The organism is Pandoraea sp. PE-S2R-1 (assembly GCF_002179865.1).
GTDB lineage: Bacteria > Pseudomonadota > Gammaproteobacteria > Burkholderiales > Burkholderiaceae > Pandoraea.
Map to the genome: position 1 here is coordinate 860,409 of NZ_NGUR01000015.1, position 14,527 is coordinate 874,935.

Genomic DNA, 14,527 nt, shown 5'->3' on the forward strand with positions numbered 1-14,527 from the left:
ACAAACGATCATGTTCCTCAAAAACACTTGGTATGTGGCCTGCACGCCGGACGAATTCGCCGAGAAGCCGCTGGGCCGCAAGGTCTGCAACGAGCCGATGGTGTTCTTCCGCGACGGCGACGGTAAGGTGGCCGCGCTGGAAGACTTCTGCCCGCATCGTGGCGCGGCGTTGTCGCTGGGCTTCGTCAAGGACGGCCAGTTGGTGTGCGGCTATCACGGCCTGACGGTCGACGGCGGTGGCAAGTGCACCAAGATGGTCGGCCAGCGGGTCGGCGGTTTTCCGAAGACGCGTGCGTTCCCGTGCGTGGAGCGCTATGGCTTCGTGTGGGTGTGGCCGGGCGATGCCGCGCTCGCCAACGCGGACGAAATTCCGCATCTGGAATGGGCCGTGAGCGACCAGTGGGCCTATGGCGGCGGCCTGTATCACATCAAGTGCGATTACCGCCTGATGATCGACAACCTGATGGATCTCACGCACGAAACGTACGTGCATGCGAGCAGCATCGGGCAGGAAGAAATCGAAGAAGCGCCGCCGAAGACGGTTACGGAAGGTGACAGCGTGGTGACGGCGCGTCACATGGAGAGCATCAAGGCGCCGCCGTTCTGGGCGAGCGCGCTGCGTGCGAACGGTCTGGACGATCAGGTGCCGTGCGATCGCTGGCAGATCTGCCGCTTCACGCCGCCGAGCCACGTGATGATCGAAGTGGGTGTCGCGCATGCAGGCCATGGCGGTTACAACGCTCCTGCCGACAAGAAGGCCGGCAGCATCGTGGTGGACTTCATCACGCCCGAGACCGACGAGTCGATCTGGTACTTCTGGGGCATGGCACGCAACTTCAAGCCGGAAGACGCCGAGCTGACCGCGGCGATCAAGCGCGGCCAAGGCGGTATCTTCGCTGAAGACCAGGACGTGCTCGAAGCGCAGCAGCGCAACCTGTCGGCGTATCCGGAGAAGAAGATTCTCAAGCTCAACATCGACGCCGGTGGCGTCCAATCGCGCAAGGTGCTCGATCGACTGATCGATGCCGAGCGCGCAGGTGCAACGCAAGACACGGAGCACGCGGCATGAAAGTCAGGCTGGCGAACAAGCAGGACGTCGCAACCGATATCTGCGCCTTCGATCTGGTGAGTCTCGACGGCAGCCCGCTGCCGGGCTTCACCGCCGGCGCGCACATCGACGTGCATCTGCCGGGCGGACTCGTACGCCAATACTCGCTGTGCAATGCGCCCGGGGACACCGAGCGTTATCGCCTCGGCGTGTTGCGCGACCCGGCGTCGCGCGGTGGCTCGACCGGCATGCACGCGCTGTCGGCCGGTGTCGAACTGGAGATCAGCGAGCCGCGCAATCACTTCCCGCTGGTGGACACGGCGAAGCACAGCATTCTGCTCGCCGGGGGCATCGGCGTGACGCCGATTCTGGCGATGGCAGAGACATTGGCGGCGGCAGGGGCCTCGTTCGAAGTGCACTACTGCACGCGTGAGCCCGCCCGTACGGCGTTCGGCGAACGCTTCGCGCAGACGGATCTCGCAGGGAACACGCGCGTCTATCACGACAGCGAGGGGGCTCGCGCCGACCTCGACGCGATTCTTGCGCAACCGTCGGGCGGCAAGCATCTGTACGTGTGTGGACCAGCCGGTTTCATCGATGCCGTGCTCTCGCGTGCGGAAGCCGCGCAATGGCCCGAGGGCAATGTGCATCGCGAGTACTTTGCAGCACCGGCAGCGACCGACGGCGCGAGCGACACAGCGTTTCAGGTCAAGCTGCATTCGACGGGTCGCGTGATCGATGTGAAGGCGGACGAGACCATCGTGGCGGCACTCGCGGCACAAGGTGTTGAGATCCAGATGTCGTGCGAGCAAGGGGTTTGCGGCACGTGTCTCACGCGCGTGATCGACGGCACCCCCGATCATCGCGACGTCTATCTGACCGATGAAGAGCGCGCCGCCAACGATCAGATGCTGCCCTGCTGTTCGCGCAGCAAATCGACAATGCTCGTGCTGGATCTGTAGCACGATCCGATTCACCGAATGGTGACGTGAACGCCCTGCTTCGCTTTGCGAGCAGGGCGTTTTGTTTGCCGTGCGGCCGGTCGCTTTCCCAACGCCACACGCACGAACCGAAAACCCTCCTGAGCGAGACACTTCTACGATGGCTTGCGCTTGTCACCGCGTTCGCAACGCATGCGGTGCCTGACCGGCGCACGCCCTTGTGTCTCACCATCTCCGAGAGGTTATTCCCATCATGTTCGCGCTATCCCACAACGCCTCCTTCAACGCCTCGGCCGGTCTCGCCGCCGGGCCTTTGCCCGCGCTTGTACAACTGCCGGTGCTTGCCCCGCCCGCCGTCGACCGCTTGGGCAACGACTCACTCGTGGCTGTGCAGCGAGTTCGCCGCGATGACGAAGGCGTGCGGCGACTGGACGGCCGCCCGGCCGAACACGGCAGATCCGGCGCGTTCACGCCGGTCCTGACCAAGCTCGTGCCGCTCTCGCCACCGGTGCATCACGAGCCCCCCGTCTCCACGCGCAAAGGCGACGACCTGATCGACGGGTGCGCCGGGAAATGGCGAACGGCAAGCGTGCCCGACTGTGTTCACGACATCCGCAGAGCCGTGCACGACGTCGCGTTCAAGACCCTTTATACGATCCTGCCCGCCGTGAACGGCTGCCCGGCAAAGTCAGCCATGCCGTGCTTCGAGTTGGGTCAGTTGCTGGAGAAAAAGATGGCCCATCTGGGCTACGGCCAGTTGTTCGATCTGGGTCATTTCTGCCACGAAACAGGATTGATATCGCTGATGACAAGCGACCCGACGCTCATGATCGGCTCGCTCGACGCCCTGCAATTCGATCAGTCATTTCAACTCGGAAGTGCGATTCCGGCGCCCTACCCCTCGCTGGCGCTACACCGCAACAACTTGATGGACGCCCGGCTGTACAAAGTCGCCAAGGAACTGAACCGGCTGGCCGATCTGGGCACCACGCCGCCGGTCAACGCCATCTCGGATTTCCATCTCGTCTCGATGGGTCTGCTCGACGCACCGCCGGCCGAGAGCGACAAGTCGGAGACGGCGTTTCGAGAGCACATCTTGCGCCGTATCCGGACCGAGAACTTTCAGTTGCGTGAATACGGCCGTCGCGACCCGCTGCCCATATCCCAGCACCTTGCGCGCTGTGCGAATCGCGACACTCGGATCAGCTACCTGAGCTGAGCGCCTGCCACACCCTCACAGCGTGCGGTTCCTGGTTTCCCGCACGAGGAACGTCGAGACCAAGGCCATGGCGGCCAGCACGAGGAAGTACACGATCACCGGCCAGATCTGGCCGTGGCTCCACGCCAGCAGGCTCGCCGCGATCATCGGGGCGAGCCCTCCACCCAGCACCGTACCGATCTGCTTGCCCAGCGACACGCCCGAGAAGCGCACACGGGTATCGAACAACTCCGAGAAGAAACTGCCTTCCGGGCCGAACATCATCGGGTGGATCACCCCGGCGCCGATCACGATCGCCATCACGACCAGTGCGGTCTCCTTGCTGCCCATCATCAGAAAGAACGGGTAGATGAAGATTGCCGTCGCCGCCAGCCCCATCAGGAACATCGGGCGTCGCCCCAGCTTGTCGGAGAGCATGCCGAATGCCGGAATCGTGAGCATCGCCAGAATGTTCGCGTAGAGCACGCCGTCAGCCATCATGCCGCGTGGCAAGCCAAGCGTCTTGGTGCCATACGACAGCGAGAAAATCGCCACGAGATAGAAGAAGCTCGTCTCGGCCAGACAGATGAAGAACGTGACGAGCGTCGGGCGCCAGTAGTGCGTGAGCACTTCGACGACGGGCACCTTGGCGATCTCGCGATGCTTTTCCACCGCTTTGAAGGTCGGCGACTCTTCGACCTTCAGGCGCACATACGTACCGAGTGCGACCAGCAACAGGCTCACGAGGAACGGGATACGCCAGCCCCAACTGAGCAGATCGTCTTCAGGCAGCCGCGTGATCAGAACGATCGCGAGCGACGCGCCCACGATCGACGTCGGCCCCGCCGCCTGAATCAGTCCGCCGAACAGGCCGCGCAGATGTGCCGGCGCCCCCTCGACCGTCATCAGCAAACCGCCGACCGATTCGCCGCCCAGCGCGAAACCCTGCACGAACCGCAGCGTCACGAGCATGATCGGCGCCCACATGCCGATCATGTCGTAGGTCGGCAGCAGGCCGATGAGCGTGGTCGCCACGCCCATGAGAATCAGCGTGAAGAGCAGGATCGATTTGCGTCCGATGCGATCGCCGAAGTGTCCGAACACGATGCCGCCGATAGGCCGCGCGACAAAGCCGACGGCAAACGTGGCGAACACCGCGATCATCCCCGCCATCGGATCGAGCTGCGGGAAGAACAACCGGTCGAAGACGATGGGTGCGAGAAACCCGTAGACGAAAAAGTCGTACCACTCGATGGCCGTGCCGAAGCAGCTTGCTGCCACGACCCGGCCATAGCCCGCCGCTGCGCCTTTCGGGGCGCTTGATGTTGCACTGGGCGCGGCACCTGGCGCAGCGTCATTGCGCGGCGACTCCGCCATCGGGTTGCCGCCGCCCGCCGGGGCGGTCTCATAAGGTTGTGACACGGTTGTCTCCTCCGGCCGTCTGTTCCGGTCTCCCGGCTGCGGCGGTATGGTGGTCTTGCATTACGAAACTGACGGGAACTGAATGACCGCGCTGGTCCGGCCGTATGACTTAGAACGGATAGTGACGCGGTGTCGTCTGCACCGTCACCCAGCGCAGATCGGTGAACTCGTGGATACCGGCCTTGCCGCCGAAGCGTCCCCAGCCGCTCGCCTTCACGCCGCCAAACGGCATCTGCGCTTCGTCGTGCACCGTGGGGCCGTTGATATGGCAAATGCCGGATTCGATGCGGGCGGCAACCTGCATCGCACGCGCAATATCGCGGCTGAACACTGCCGACGAGAGGCCGTAAGCGTTGTCGTTGGCGCAGGCAATCGCCGCTTCGTCGTCTTGCACACGCACGATGCCCTTGACCGGGCCGAACGATTCTTCGCTGTAGATCTTCATGTCGGGGGTGACGTGATCGAGCAACGTCGCGGGCATCAGGGTCGTCTCGGCGCGACCACCGCAAAGCAGCGTTGCGCCTTTCGCCAGTGCGTCGTCGATCAGCGCGTTGCAGCGCTCGACGGTAGCCATGTCGATGACCGAGCCGAGTACCACGGGGCCGTTGCGCGGGTCACCCAGCGGCAGCGCGCGCGCCTTGGCCGCCAGCTTTTCGGTGAAGGCATCGGCGATGGTCTCGGCCACGACGATGCGCTCGGTCGACATGCAGATCTGTCCCGAGTTGGCGAATGCGCCGAAAGCCACGCCATTCACGGCGGCCTCGAGATCGGCATCGTCGAGCACCAGACACGGCGCTTTGCCACCCAACTCCAGCACGGCCGGTTTGATGTGTTCGGCACAGCGCGTCGCAATGATGCGGCCCACGCGTGTCGAGCCCGTGAAGTTCACGCGGCGCACGGCAGGCTCGGCAATCAGGGCGTCGACAATCGCGCCCGCGTCCTGCGGCGCGTTCGTCACGAAGTTCACGACACCCGGCGGCAAGCCGGCTTCTTCCAGTGCATCGGCGATCAATCCGTGCGTGGCCGGGCACAACTCGGAACCTTTGAACACGACCGTATTGCCGCATGCGAGCGGCAACGCCAGCGCGCGTACGCCAAGAATGACCGGGGCATTCCACGGGGCGATGCCAAGCACCACGCCTGCGGCCTGTCGCATGCCCATGGCGAGACTGCCGGGTACGTCCGACGGAATCACTTCGCCAGCAATTTGCGTCGTCATCGAAGCGGCTTCGCGCAAGCCCTGCGCTGCCAGATGCACGTTGAAGCCGGCCCACAGCCCGGAGGCGCCCGTCTCCGCCGCCATCGCGGCCTGAAACTGTTCGACCTTCGCTTCGAGTCGATCGGCTGCCTTCATCAGCAGTGCGCGGCGCTCGCTCGGGCCCGTCTTCGACCATGCCGGGAATGCGGCCCACGCGGCACGCACGGCGGCGCGCGCATCGTCGATCGTTGCTGCCGGGGCGCGCGAGGCGACTTCGCCATCGAGCGGGTTACGTCGTTCGAACGTTGCGCCGTTGCTCGCGGCAACGCGCTGGCCGCCGATCAGCATGGTGAGCGTCTGAGGGGTTTGCATACATGTCTCCTTGTTTTGCTGAATTCGCAGGACGCAGCGAATGCGTCGTCACAGGTGGGCGTGGGCAGGTGTGTTGCACGAGACCGCACACGGCATCGGTATCGGTATCGGTATCGGCCTGCGCGCGCTGTGCATCATGCCACCTCGATCTCGACCAGACGGGTCTCGCCGCTCGCGATGGCCTGCGACAAGACGTCGCGCAGCGCAAGCGCCTGCGTCACACGCTCACCGCGCACGCCCATGCCTGCCGCCAAGTGAACGAAATCGAGATCCGGCAGATCGGTGCCCTGCACCGGGTCTTGCGGACCGAAGCCGAACGACGGCGCGAAGTCCTGCAACGCGGCGTAGCGGCGGTTGTTCAGAATCACAAACGTGATCGGCAAGCGCAGTTGGGCTGCACTCCACAGCGCCTGAATCGAGTACATCGCGGAGCCGTCGCCGATCAATCCGATCACGCGGCGGCCCGGGCTGGCCATCGCCACGCCGACGGCGGCGGGCATCGAATAGCCGAGGCCGCCGCTGTTCATCGTGAAGAACGTGCCGGCCTGCGTGAAGGGTAGGTATTGCTGCATGACCGAGCGCGCGCTCGGGGCTTCTTCGACGACGATGTCTTGCGCGGCGCGAAGGCTCGCGAGGGTTTGCAGTGCGAAGGCCGTCGACATCGGGGCGTCGCCGTTCTCCGGCATCGCCACCGGCGGGACGGCGCGCTGCGCGGGCAAGGCCCGCTGCCGAGGGGCCGCGCGCGTCAGCAGTGCCTCGACGCCAAGGCGCACATTGCCGACGACGGAGGCGCCTACCGGCGTCCACGCGGCTACGCCCGGGTCTTCGATCAGTTGGAACAGCGCCGCACCTGCCGGCACATGCGGGCCAGCGCCTTCCACGTGATACGTGAAGGCTGGTGCGCCGATGACCAGAATCAGATCGTGACCGCCCAGCAGGCCAACGATCTTCTCGCGCATCGGCGGCAGGAAGCCCGCAAACAGTCGATGGTCTTCCGGGAAGGCGCAGCGCGCGCACATCGGCGCGGTGAATACGCGCGCGTTATGACGTTCGGCCAGCGCGACCACGGCATCGAAAGCCCCTGCGCGATCAATCGACGAACCGACGACAAAGACCGGACGCTCGCTCGCATCGAGCGCCGCCCCGAGTTGATCGAGTGCAGCGGCATCCGGCTGCACCCGCGTGCTTACCTGACGCGGCGGCACGGGTTCGGCCGCACGGTCCCAGTCGTCGACCGGAATCGACACGAAGACGGGGCCCTTCGGCTCCTGCATTGCGACGTGATAGGCACGTGCCAGCGCGAGTGGCACGTCTTCGGCGCGCGCCGGTTCAAGGCTGAGCTTGACGTACGGCTGCGGCAATTCGGTGGCCCGCACCGAGGCGAGAAACGGATCGAACGGCAGGATCGAGCGCGCCTGTTGCCCGGCGGTGACGATGAGCGGCGTCTGGTTCTTGAACGCCGTGAAGATGTTGCCCATCGCGTTGCCTACGCCGGCCGCCGAATGCAGATTGATGAACGCCGCGTTACCGGTCGCTTGCGCGTAGCCGTCGGCCATGCCGACGACGACGGCTTCTTGCAGCCCCAACACGTATTCGAAGTCGGCCGGGAAATCACGGAACAATGGCAGTTCCGTGGAGCCGGGGTTGGCAAAGACTTTGGTCATGCCGTGGCGTCGCATCAGATCGATGACGACCTCGCGCACGGTGAGTTGGGTCGTGGTGCCGGCGGCTTCGCCAGCACGCAGTTCTCGGCTGTCGTTCATAACTTGCACTTGTCTCGTTGATCTTGTTGGTCCCGGCCGTCTTCGCAATCCGGGCGATGGCGATGCGTCGGGTGATGCGAGCGAGTATAGGCAGCCGATATATGCACTGGAATTGCTTTTATGTGCCGAAGTCATTACGCTTTTGCATGACTTTTCCGTGACGTCATTTCCTGAGATTGCCTGCCCATGAGCCTCAACCTTCAACAGTTGCGTGCGTTTACGACTATCGTCGCCACCGGCAGTCTCGGGCGCGCGGCGACGGAGCTGCATCTCACGCAGCCGGCGCTGAGCCGCACCATCAAGCGACTGGAGACCGATCTGGGCGCGGCGGTATTCGAGCGCCACAGCAAGGGGATGGAGCTCACGGCTGTCGGGCAAGCGTTGCTGCCGCACGCGATGCTGCTCGCCCGCGAAGCCGAGTTGGCGCGTGAAGAAATCGATGCACTGCGAGGGCTTTCCAAGGGCACGATCAAGGTCGGCGCCGTGGGCGCCATTGCCAGTCACGTGTTGCCGCTCGCGATCGACCGTGTGCTGACGCGCTGGCCGAATCTGCGGGTAGAAATCATCGAAGGGGTGTGGGACAGACTGGCGCAGGGGCTGATGCGTCACGAGATCGATCTCGCGCTATCGACGGTAGCCCCCGACACCGACGATATTGTGGCGATTGGCGACTGTCATTGGCAGGACGACAGCTTTGTCGTCGCCGCTTGCGATCATCCGCTGCGCAAACAGAAACGAATCGCGCTCGCCGATACGCTGGGCGAGCGCTGGGCCATTCCACCGCGTGGCACCGCGCCGTACGCGCATATGGAGGGCGTGTTTGCGGCGCACGGGCTGGGGCTGCCGAACATTGTCGTGGAAACGCGTTCGGTGCCGGTACTCAAGAGCATGGTGGCGCGCTGCGGCTTTCTGACGTGGATGCCGGAGCCGATGTACGACGTGGAGGCGAAAGCGCGCGTGATGGACACGCTGCCGATTCCAACCGTGCGCGCGACCCGCACGCTGACGGCGTTTCGCCGCCGGCAGGGCATCCTGCCCAGCCCTGCGGTGAAGTTGCTCGATGAGTTGCGGCGGCTGACGGCCACCGCGTGAACGAAGCGATCACCGTTGCAGCAGTCTGAGCAGCAACGGGATTGGCCGATATTTGAAGACGGTGCCCACGAAGCGCTGCCAGCGGCTCGGTTTGGCGGCCTCCCGGCAACGGCGCAAATGCGTGTTGAGCGTTGACGCATCGTTCGCCAGAAAGTCCGCCGCTTCTGACGGGCCGGTCACCGGGTGGCCGAAAGAGTCGTCGCGCGTAATGCGATCCAGCATGTCGGTGGCGTCTTGCATCCCGTTGGCATGCGCATGGAATTGCAATGCCTTGAAGTAGTCGGTGAACCCCCGATAAGGATCGCGCGCGTCAGGTTTTCCAGCGAGTATCTGTCTGACTGCGGCCCTGCCAGCGGCCTCGACCCTTGCGACCGGCTTACGCTGTATCGTGCCGATGTCGCGGCCGTGGAGGCTTAGCGTTTCGAAGCCGATGTCGTAGAGAATCGCGCGGGCAGAGCCTGGCAGGTATTTCGTATCGTCGATCAGCAACGACGGAATCTTGTGCGTAATCGCCATGCCGTTGACCGACACGTATCCGTCAATTTTCAAGCACTGGATTCGTTTCCAGAGTTCGCCTCTCAGCGTGGCGTTGTCTTGAAAATAACCGTTCGGACAGCCGCGCTTCGGTCTGAGTAGCGTCAGCAGCTCCCCGAACAAGGCGCTTTCGGCATTCGCACGCAAGAATCGTGTGTGATCCTGCGGTGCGATTTCCTGCGCGGCGTATCGACTGTCGCGCGTAAATCCCCCCTGCGTCGGATAACGCGTGATACATCCATCTTTACGAATTTCGCGCGCACGGCGTGAGTGCGCGATACGCGACGCTGACGGGCCATCGGCCCCGTTGCCCTCGCGGTTCGACACGGCGTCGAAGTGGCGATTGAACGCACTCGCGCGTGAGGTGGCGACGTCGGGCGGCAGATTAGGGACCAGCGCCAGACCGCTCACATTCAGGCATCCGTGCGTTGGGGCTGACGAAAGATTAGGCTGCATTGCGGGCATATCGATCCTCCGGAGAAATATCGGGGGGATGATGTCGTCTCGCCCCGCCGGGGGCTGTTGTGGCCCGACGTTCGAATGACGTAACTGCACGCCCGGCTTACGATCGGGAAAACCGCCACGCCTTCATCACCGGCCGCACGTAGTTCGCGAGGAATTTCTCCCACGCGCTCGGTTCGGCGGCACGTTCGCACTGTCGTAGGTGTGCATCGAGCAGCAACGCCTCGTCCGCGAGAAAGTTGGCGGCGTCGGAAGGCCCCGTCACCGGCGATCCGAAGGAATCGTCGCGCGTGATGCGATCGAGCATGTCGGCGGCGTCGTGCATGCCGTTGGCATGGGCATGGAACTGCAACGGTTTGAAATAGGCGGTAAAGCCGTGATAGGGGTCCCGCGGGTTGGTCGGGTGCATCAGTATCTCTCGCACCGCCGCCCTGCCCGCCCCCTCGATGCGCAACGCCGGAAAAGCGTCCATTGCCAGAAGCGACTCGCCCTGACGCCTTAGCGCTTCGAAACCGATGTCGTAAAAGACAGCGGCGATCGTGCCCGGGAAGTACGCCGGACCGTCAACCAACAGCGATGGAATTTTGTGCTTCGTCGCCATGCGGTTCAAGGTTGTGTAGGCGAAGATCCCGAGGCAATACATGCGATGCACGAGTTCATCTCTGAGTTCGACGCTCCAGACATAGCGTCGATTGGGGCATCGATCCACCGGCCGGAGCATTTCCAGCAGTTCTCCGAACACGGCGCTCTCGGCGTTTGCACGTAGAAATAACGTGTGATTCTGCGGCGCAATCCGTTGCGGCCCGAACAGGCTCTGGCGCGTGAAACCGCCCGCTGCCGGGTAACGGGTGTCGCAGGGCGTGGGGAACGACGAGCGAGCGTGGCGCGTGTGGCGCGTGTAGCCCGGCGACGCCGCCGCAGACGTGCCACTCGAAGCGTAGTTTGCGCGGTTTGCAGCGACGCCGAAATTAGCCGCGAACACAGCCGCACGGGAGGTGGCCGCTTCGGCTTGCGCCGGTGGCGCGAGCGCGGAACCACTCGCGTTCTGCACCCCGGGGGACAGGGCAAGTGGCGATACTTGTGGCGACACATGTGGCGATACATGCGGCGACAAATACGGTTGAATTGCAGGCATGACCATCCTCCGAAAAGTATCGGGGATGATGTTGCCGCGACGAACGCCCAGCTATTGCCGCCGGACGTCCGGGTGTCGCAATTACCGCATCACGATGCTCGCGCGATGGTACGGCGTGCCGCCATACTCGGCCGGGCCATGGATCGTTTCGACACGCTCGATGCGCCACGGCACTGGTTGCGCGAAGTGTGGCCCTGCGTATGCGAACGTGTGAAACTCGCCGTTCTCGCCGCACGCATCGACGTTGTCCGGCAAGTCGGCCAGCAACGCGCCGTCGTACTCGCGACCGACGAATTCCGGCCCGAGATAGCGACCGTCGACGCACACGATGACGGCGCGATACCCCAGCGAGATGAACTCATTGGCCAGCACCAGACGCTCGCGCTGCCACAACGGCAACACCGCCGTCATGCCCGCCGCCGCGCACACCTTTTCTTCCCAATCGCGGTGCGGTTGCAGATCGATATCGCCGAAGAGCCCGTGCGTGATGCCCTCGGCGCGCATCGCCTGCAAGCGGGCGATGAATGCCGCTTCGTAGCCGCTCCAGCCCGCTTGCCCGATATCGAGCGCAATACCGAGCGCGTCCGCCTGTGCCTGCATCAACTCACGAGGCAACCCATGCGAGCGCGAGCTGTCACCTGTCTCGTCGAACATCGCCAGCAGACGGCGCACGTCGAAATGCGGCGCACCGCTCGCGTCGCAAGACAGGGCGTGATGCAGGGCAAGGCAGGAGTCCTTGCCGCCGCTCCATGAAAAGAAGGCGGGCGTGGGCATGGTGTCGAGGTGAGATCGAACGCGTTTGATGGAGACCAATGCAAAGCGGACCCCGCAGGGTCCGCCAGTGAAACTTAGTGCGTCGTACTTGTTGCAGCGTACTTGGAACGTACTTACAACGTACTTACAACGTACTTAGTGCGAACGGATCATCGTGCCGAACGGTTGTTCGGTCAGAATCTCGAGCAGCACCGAGTGTTCGATACGGCCGTCGACGATGTGCACCGACTTCACACCGCTCTTGGCCGCGTCGAGTGCCGACGAAATCTTCGGCAGCATGCCACCGGAGATCGTGCCATCGGCAAACAGTTCGTCGATTTCGCGTGCCGACAGATCGGTAAGCAGATTGCCTTCGCGGTCCATCACGCCCGGGATGTTGGTCATCATCACCAGCTTCTCGGCGCCCAGCACCGTGGCGAGCTTGCCCGCCACGAGGTCGGCGTTGATGTTGTACGCCTGACCGTCTTCGCCCACACCGATCGGGGAGATCACCGGGATGAAAGCGTCGTCTTGCAACGCGCGCACTACGGCCGGGTTGATCGAGTCGACTTCGCCGACGTAACCGATGTCGATGAACTGGCCCGCGTTCTCGCGATCCGGCATCAGCATCTTGCGGGCGTTGATCAGACCGCCGTCCTTGCCGGTGAGGCCAACCGCCTGACCGCCGTATTGGTTGATCAGCATCACGATGTCCTGCTGGACTTCGCCGCCGAGCACCCATTCGACCACTTCCATGGTCTCTTCATCCGTGACGCGCATGCCTTGGATGAACGTGCCCTGCTTGCCGATCTTCTTGAGTGCCTGATCGATTTGCGGGCCGCCGCCGTGCACCACGACCGGGTTGATGCCCACGAGCTTGAGCAAAATGACGTCGCGCGCGAAGCCCTGCTTCAGGCGCTCCTCGGTCATCGCGTTGCCGCCGTATTTGATCACCACGGTCTTACCGTGATATTTGCGGATGTACGGCATCGCCTCGGCCAGAATCTCGGCTTTGAGAGCGGGTGCGATGTCGTCGATGGAATTCGGTTGCAGATCGGACATGGCGGGAACGTTTTCGCAGGTGGACCAGAAACACGGCGAATTGTACAGCCAAGAAGCCCGTGCGTGCTGGGCTTTGCCCGGTTTTGGAAGCACTTCCGTCTTGCCTGCGCGCGCCCGTGCCGCTACCCTTCCGGACCTGTCGGATGGCACCCGCGAAATCGGCCGATTTCGCCCCGTGACCGGGCTACGATGTCACCCGCGTATCACCCCTTTCACTCGATGGCGGACGCCCGCTAGTGGCCGATTTTTCCGCAACGTCTTCCAAACCCCGTCTCATGGGCCGTTTACCGGTCTTCGTCGCGGGTGCTGTGGCCAGCCGATGACAGCGCCAAGGCTGTTGCAGTTGTGCAACTTGGCAGGCGTCGACGGCGCTACGATAGGCAGTCCAGCGCCGGGCGCTTCTCACCGGCTGGAAATCACTGACTCAGGATCAAGTATGGAAGGTGAAGGAAAGACGTCACTGGCCACCGAAGGCAGTCGTTGCCCGCAATGCGGCAGCGTCGTGTCGTGCGGCGCGCAGTCGACCGTGGCGGACACTGCGGTTGCAGCGAGCGCGGATGCCAGTGCCAACGCAGCGACCGTAACCTGCTGGTGTCTCGACTGGCCGCATCTGCCGGCCTCGGCACGGCTCGGGGTCGGCGCGTGCCTATGCCCCGCGTGTCTTCGTGCGGCGCTGGTGGCCGCCGGGGTCAGTCTTACCGGCACCCCGGCCGACCTTACCGACAGCCTCATCGGCGCTATCGGCCCCAAGGCCCCCACCAACGAGACCTGAACCGGGCTTGCGCCCGGGGGCTGCCGGCGCAGGGGGCTTGCCGCGTAGCGCGGCAACACCAAAGCTGCCACCCGCGCCACTGCCGACACCCACCCCGCGCACGCCGCCCGTTCCGCGAAACATCAGCTTCTGGCGGGTACCGAGCGACTTGTTGGCCATGGCCGCGCTGCCTTACTGGCTATGCGAGCCGTGCGACATGCCCGGCATGGCGCTCATGGCACCGCCCGCTGCCGGGGCCGGCGCCGTCAGGTCGCGCACCTGCACTTGCACTTGCTGCTCTGTCTTCTTGTGATCGGCACTCTCGAAGCGCAGCGTGACCGGCACGGTGTCGCCCTTCTTCAGTTGTGCCTTCAAGTCGTTGAGCATGATGTGATAGCTGCCCGGCTTGAGCTGTACCGGCTGGTTTGCCGGCAACGGCAGGCCGTTCGGCAGCGCGCGCATCTTCATGAGCGTGCCTTCGAGCTTCATCTCATGGACTTCCGCCGTGGCGGCGGCCGGGGTGCTCACGCCGACGAGCGTGGTCGCATCGCGCGACTGCAACGTCATGAACACGCCGGTGGCGGTCTGGCCGGGCACGGTGCCGCGCGCCCACGCGTCGGAGACGGCGACCTGTGCATATGCCGAGACCGTCGCCAGGCTCAGTGCAGCAGCCACCCAAATCTTATGTTTCATGCAAACTCCTTTTGGTTGTGGGCCGGCGGATACCGGCCTTGTATCGCATGAGACGTTGCGCGACGATGTGTCGCGCAGGACGTGGACATTCATTGTAGTCGCG

General features: G+C 63.9%; 13 protein-coding genes. 5 read left to right on the forward strand and 8 right to left on the reverse strand.

What is annotated here, in order from left to right; translation table 11 throughout:
- Positions 1–10 precede the first annotated feature (10 nt).
- The 3 genes from CDV44_RS21400 (at position 11) to CDV44_RS21410 (ending at position 3,208) form a co-directional block, all read left to right on the forward strand.
- Positions 11–1,069 (forward strand): aromatic ring-hydroxylating dioxygenase subunit alpha, encoded by a 1,059-nt coding sequence (locus CDV44_RS21400; RefSeq protein WP_087690328.1) that lies wholly within the window; start codon positions 11–13, stop codon positions 1,067–1,069.
- Entirely contained in the window at positions 1,066–2,010 is a 945-nt protein-coding gene (locus tag CDV44_RS21405) for a PDR/VanB family oxidoreductase (protein ID WP_087690330.1), read from the forward strand. Before CDV44_RS21400 ends, CDV44_RS21405 begins: the two co-directional genes overlap by 4 nt.
- A 232-nt stretch (positions 2,011–2,242) precedes the next feature.
- Positions 2,243–3,208, forward strand: coding sequence for a hypothetical protein (locus CDV44_RS21410; protein WP_087690332.1), 966 nt, complete (start codon positions 2,243–2,245; stop codon positions 3,206–3,208).
- Positions 3,209–3,223: 15 nt separating this feature from the next.
- On the opposite strand, the gene CDV44_RS21415 is transcribed toward CDV44_RS21410, so the two are convergent.
- The 3 genes from CDV44_RS21415 to mdlC all read right to left on the reverse strand — a co-directional run bounded on the left by CDV44_RS21415 (position 3,224) and on the right by mdlC (position 7,942).
- On the reverse strand, positions 3,224–4,609 hold the full coding sequence (locus CDV44_RS21415; RefSeq protein ID WP_249277643.1) for an MFS transporter: 1,386 nt from the start codon (positions 4,607–4,609) through the stop codon (positions 3,224–3,226).
- A gap of 109 nt (positions 4,610–4,718) precedes the next feature.
- Positions 4,719–6,179, reverse strand: coding sequence for an aldehyde dehydrogenase (locus CDV44_RS21420; protein ID WP_087690334.1), 1,461 nt, complete (start codon positions 6,177–6,179; stop codon positions 4,719–4,721).
- A 134-nt stretch (positions 6,180–6,313) separates the two neighbouring features.
- A complete protein-coding gene (gene mdlC / locus CDV44_RS21425; protein ID WP_087690336.1) occupies positions 6,314–7,942 on the reverse strand; it encodes a benzoylformate decarboxylase in 1,629 nt (542 codons plus the stop codon).
- Positions 7,943–8,128: 186 nt separating this feature from the next.
- Here mdlC and CDV44_RS21430 point away from each other — a divergent pair, with 186 nt between their 5' ends.
- Entirely contained in the window at positions 8,129–9,034 is a 906-nt protein-coding gene (locus CDV44_RS21430) for a LysR substrate-binding domain-containing protein (protein WP_087690338.1), read from the forward strand.
- Positions 9,035–9,043: 9 nt separating this feature from the next.
- On the opposite strand, the gene CDV44_RS21435 is transcribed toward CDV44_RS21430, so the two are convergent.
- From CDV44_RS21435 to argB, 4 genes are all read right to left on the reverse strand, one after another.
- Entirely contained in the window at positions 9,044–9,715 is a 672-nt protein-coding gene (locus CDV44_RS21435) for a hypothetical protein (protein ID WP_141118779.1), read from the reverse strand.
- Between the two features lie 415 nt (positions 9,716–10,130).
- A complete protein-coding gene (locus CDV44_RS21440; RefSeq protein ID WP_141118780.1) occupies positions 10,131–11,165 on the reverse strand; it encodes a hypothetical protein in 1,035 nt (344 codons plus the stop codon).
- 81 nt (positions 11,166–11,246) lie between these two features.
- A complete protein-coding gene (locus CDV44_RS21445; RefSeq protein ID WP_087690343.1) occupies positions 11,247–11,939 on the reverse strand; it encodes an adenosine nucleotide hydrolase in 693 nt (230 codons plus the stop codon).
- Between the two features lie 135 nt (positions 11,940–12,074).
- Positions 12,075–12,980 carry an acetylglutamate kinase gene (argB, locus tag CDV44_RS21450; RefSeq protein WP_058376825.1) on the reverse strand — a complete coding sequence of 302 codons (906 nt, stop codon included), beginning with the start codon at positions 12,978–12,980 and terminating at the stop codon, positions 12,075–12,077.
- A gap of 436 nt (positions 12,981–13,416) precedes the next feature.
- Here argB and CDV44_RS21455 point away from each other — a divergent pair, with 436 nt between their 5' ends.
- Positions 13,417–13,752: a hypothetical protein gene (locus tag CDV44_RS21455; protein ID WP_087690345.1), complete on the forward strand. Its 336-nt coding sequence runs from the start codon at positions 13,417–13,419 to the stop codon at positions 13,750–13,752.
- A gap of 171 nt (positions 13,753–13,923) precedes the next feature.
- Here the strand turns inward: CDV44_RS21455 and CDV44_RS21460 are convergent, their stop codons facing one another.
- Entirely contained in the window at positions 13,924–14,424 is a 501-nt protein-coding gene (locus CDV44_RS21460) for a copper chaperone PCu(A)C (RefSeq protein WP_087690347.1), read from the reverse strand.
- Between the last annotated feature and the right edge of the window lie 103 nt (positions 14,425–14,527).

What these genes read in the sequence shown, in the direction of transcription:
- CDV44_RS21400 (WP_087690328.1), top strand. Translation starts at nt 11, where the DNA reads ATGTTCCTCAAAAACACTTGGTATGTGGCCTGCACGCCGGACGAATTC.
- CDV44_RS21455 (WP_087690345.1), top strand. Translation starts at nt 13,417, where the DNA reads ATGGAAGGTGAAGGAAAGACGTCACTGGCCACCGAAGGCAGTCGTTGC.
- CDV44_RS21460 (WP_087690347.1), bottom strand. Translation starts at nt 14,424, where the DNA reads ATGAAACATAAGATTTGGGTGGCTGCTGCACTGAGCCTGGCGACGGTC.
- CDV44_RS21440 (WP_141118780.1), bottom strand. Translation starts at nt 11,165, where the DNA reads ATGCCTGCAATTCAACCGTATTTGTCGCCGCATGTATCGCCACATGTG.
- CDV44_RS21420 (WP_087690334.1), bottom strand. Translation starts at nt 6,179, where the DNA reads ATGCAAACCCCTCAGACGCTCACCATGCTGATCGGCGGCCAGCGCGTT.
- argB (WP_058376825.1), bottom strand. Translation starts at nt 12,980, where the DNA reads ATGTCCGATCTGCAACCGAATTCCATCGACGACATCGCACCCGCTCTC.
- CDV44_RS21405 (WP_087690330.1), top strand. Translation starts at nt 1,066, where the DNA reads ATGAAAGTCAGGCTGGCGAACAAGCAGGACGTCGCAACCGATATCTGC.
- mdlC (WP_087690336.1), bottom strand. Translation starts at nt 7,942, where the DNA reads ATGAACGACAGCCGAGAACTGCGTGCTGGCGAAGCCGCCGGCACCACG.
- CDV44_RS21445 (WP_087690343.1), bottom strand. Translation starts at nt 11,939, where the DNA reads ATGCCCACGCCCGCCTTCTTTTCATGGAGCGGCGGCAAGGACTCCTGC.
- CDV44_RS21430 (WP_087690338.1), top strand. Translation starts at nt 8,129, where the DNA reads ATGAGCCTCAACCTTCAACAGTTGCGTGCGTTTACGACTATCGTCGCC.
- CDV44_RS21410 (WP_087690332.1), top strand. Translation starts at nt 2,243, where the DNA reads ATGTTCGCGCTATCCCACAACGCCTCCTTCAACGCCTCGGCCGGTCTC.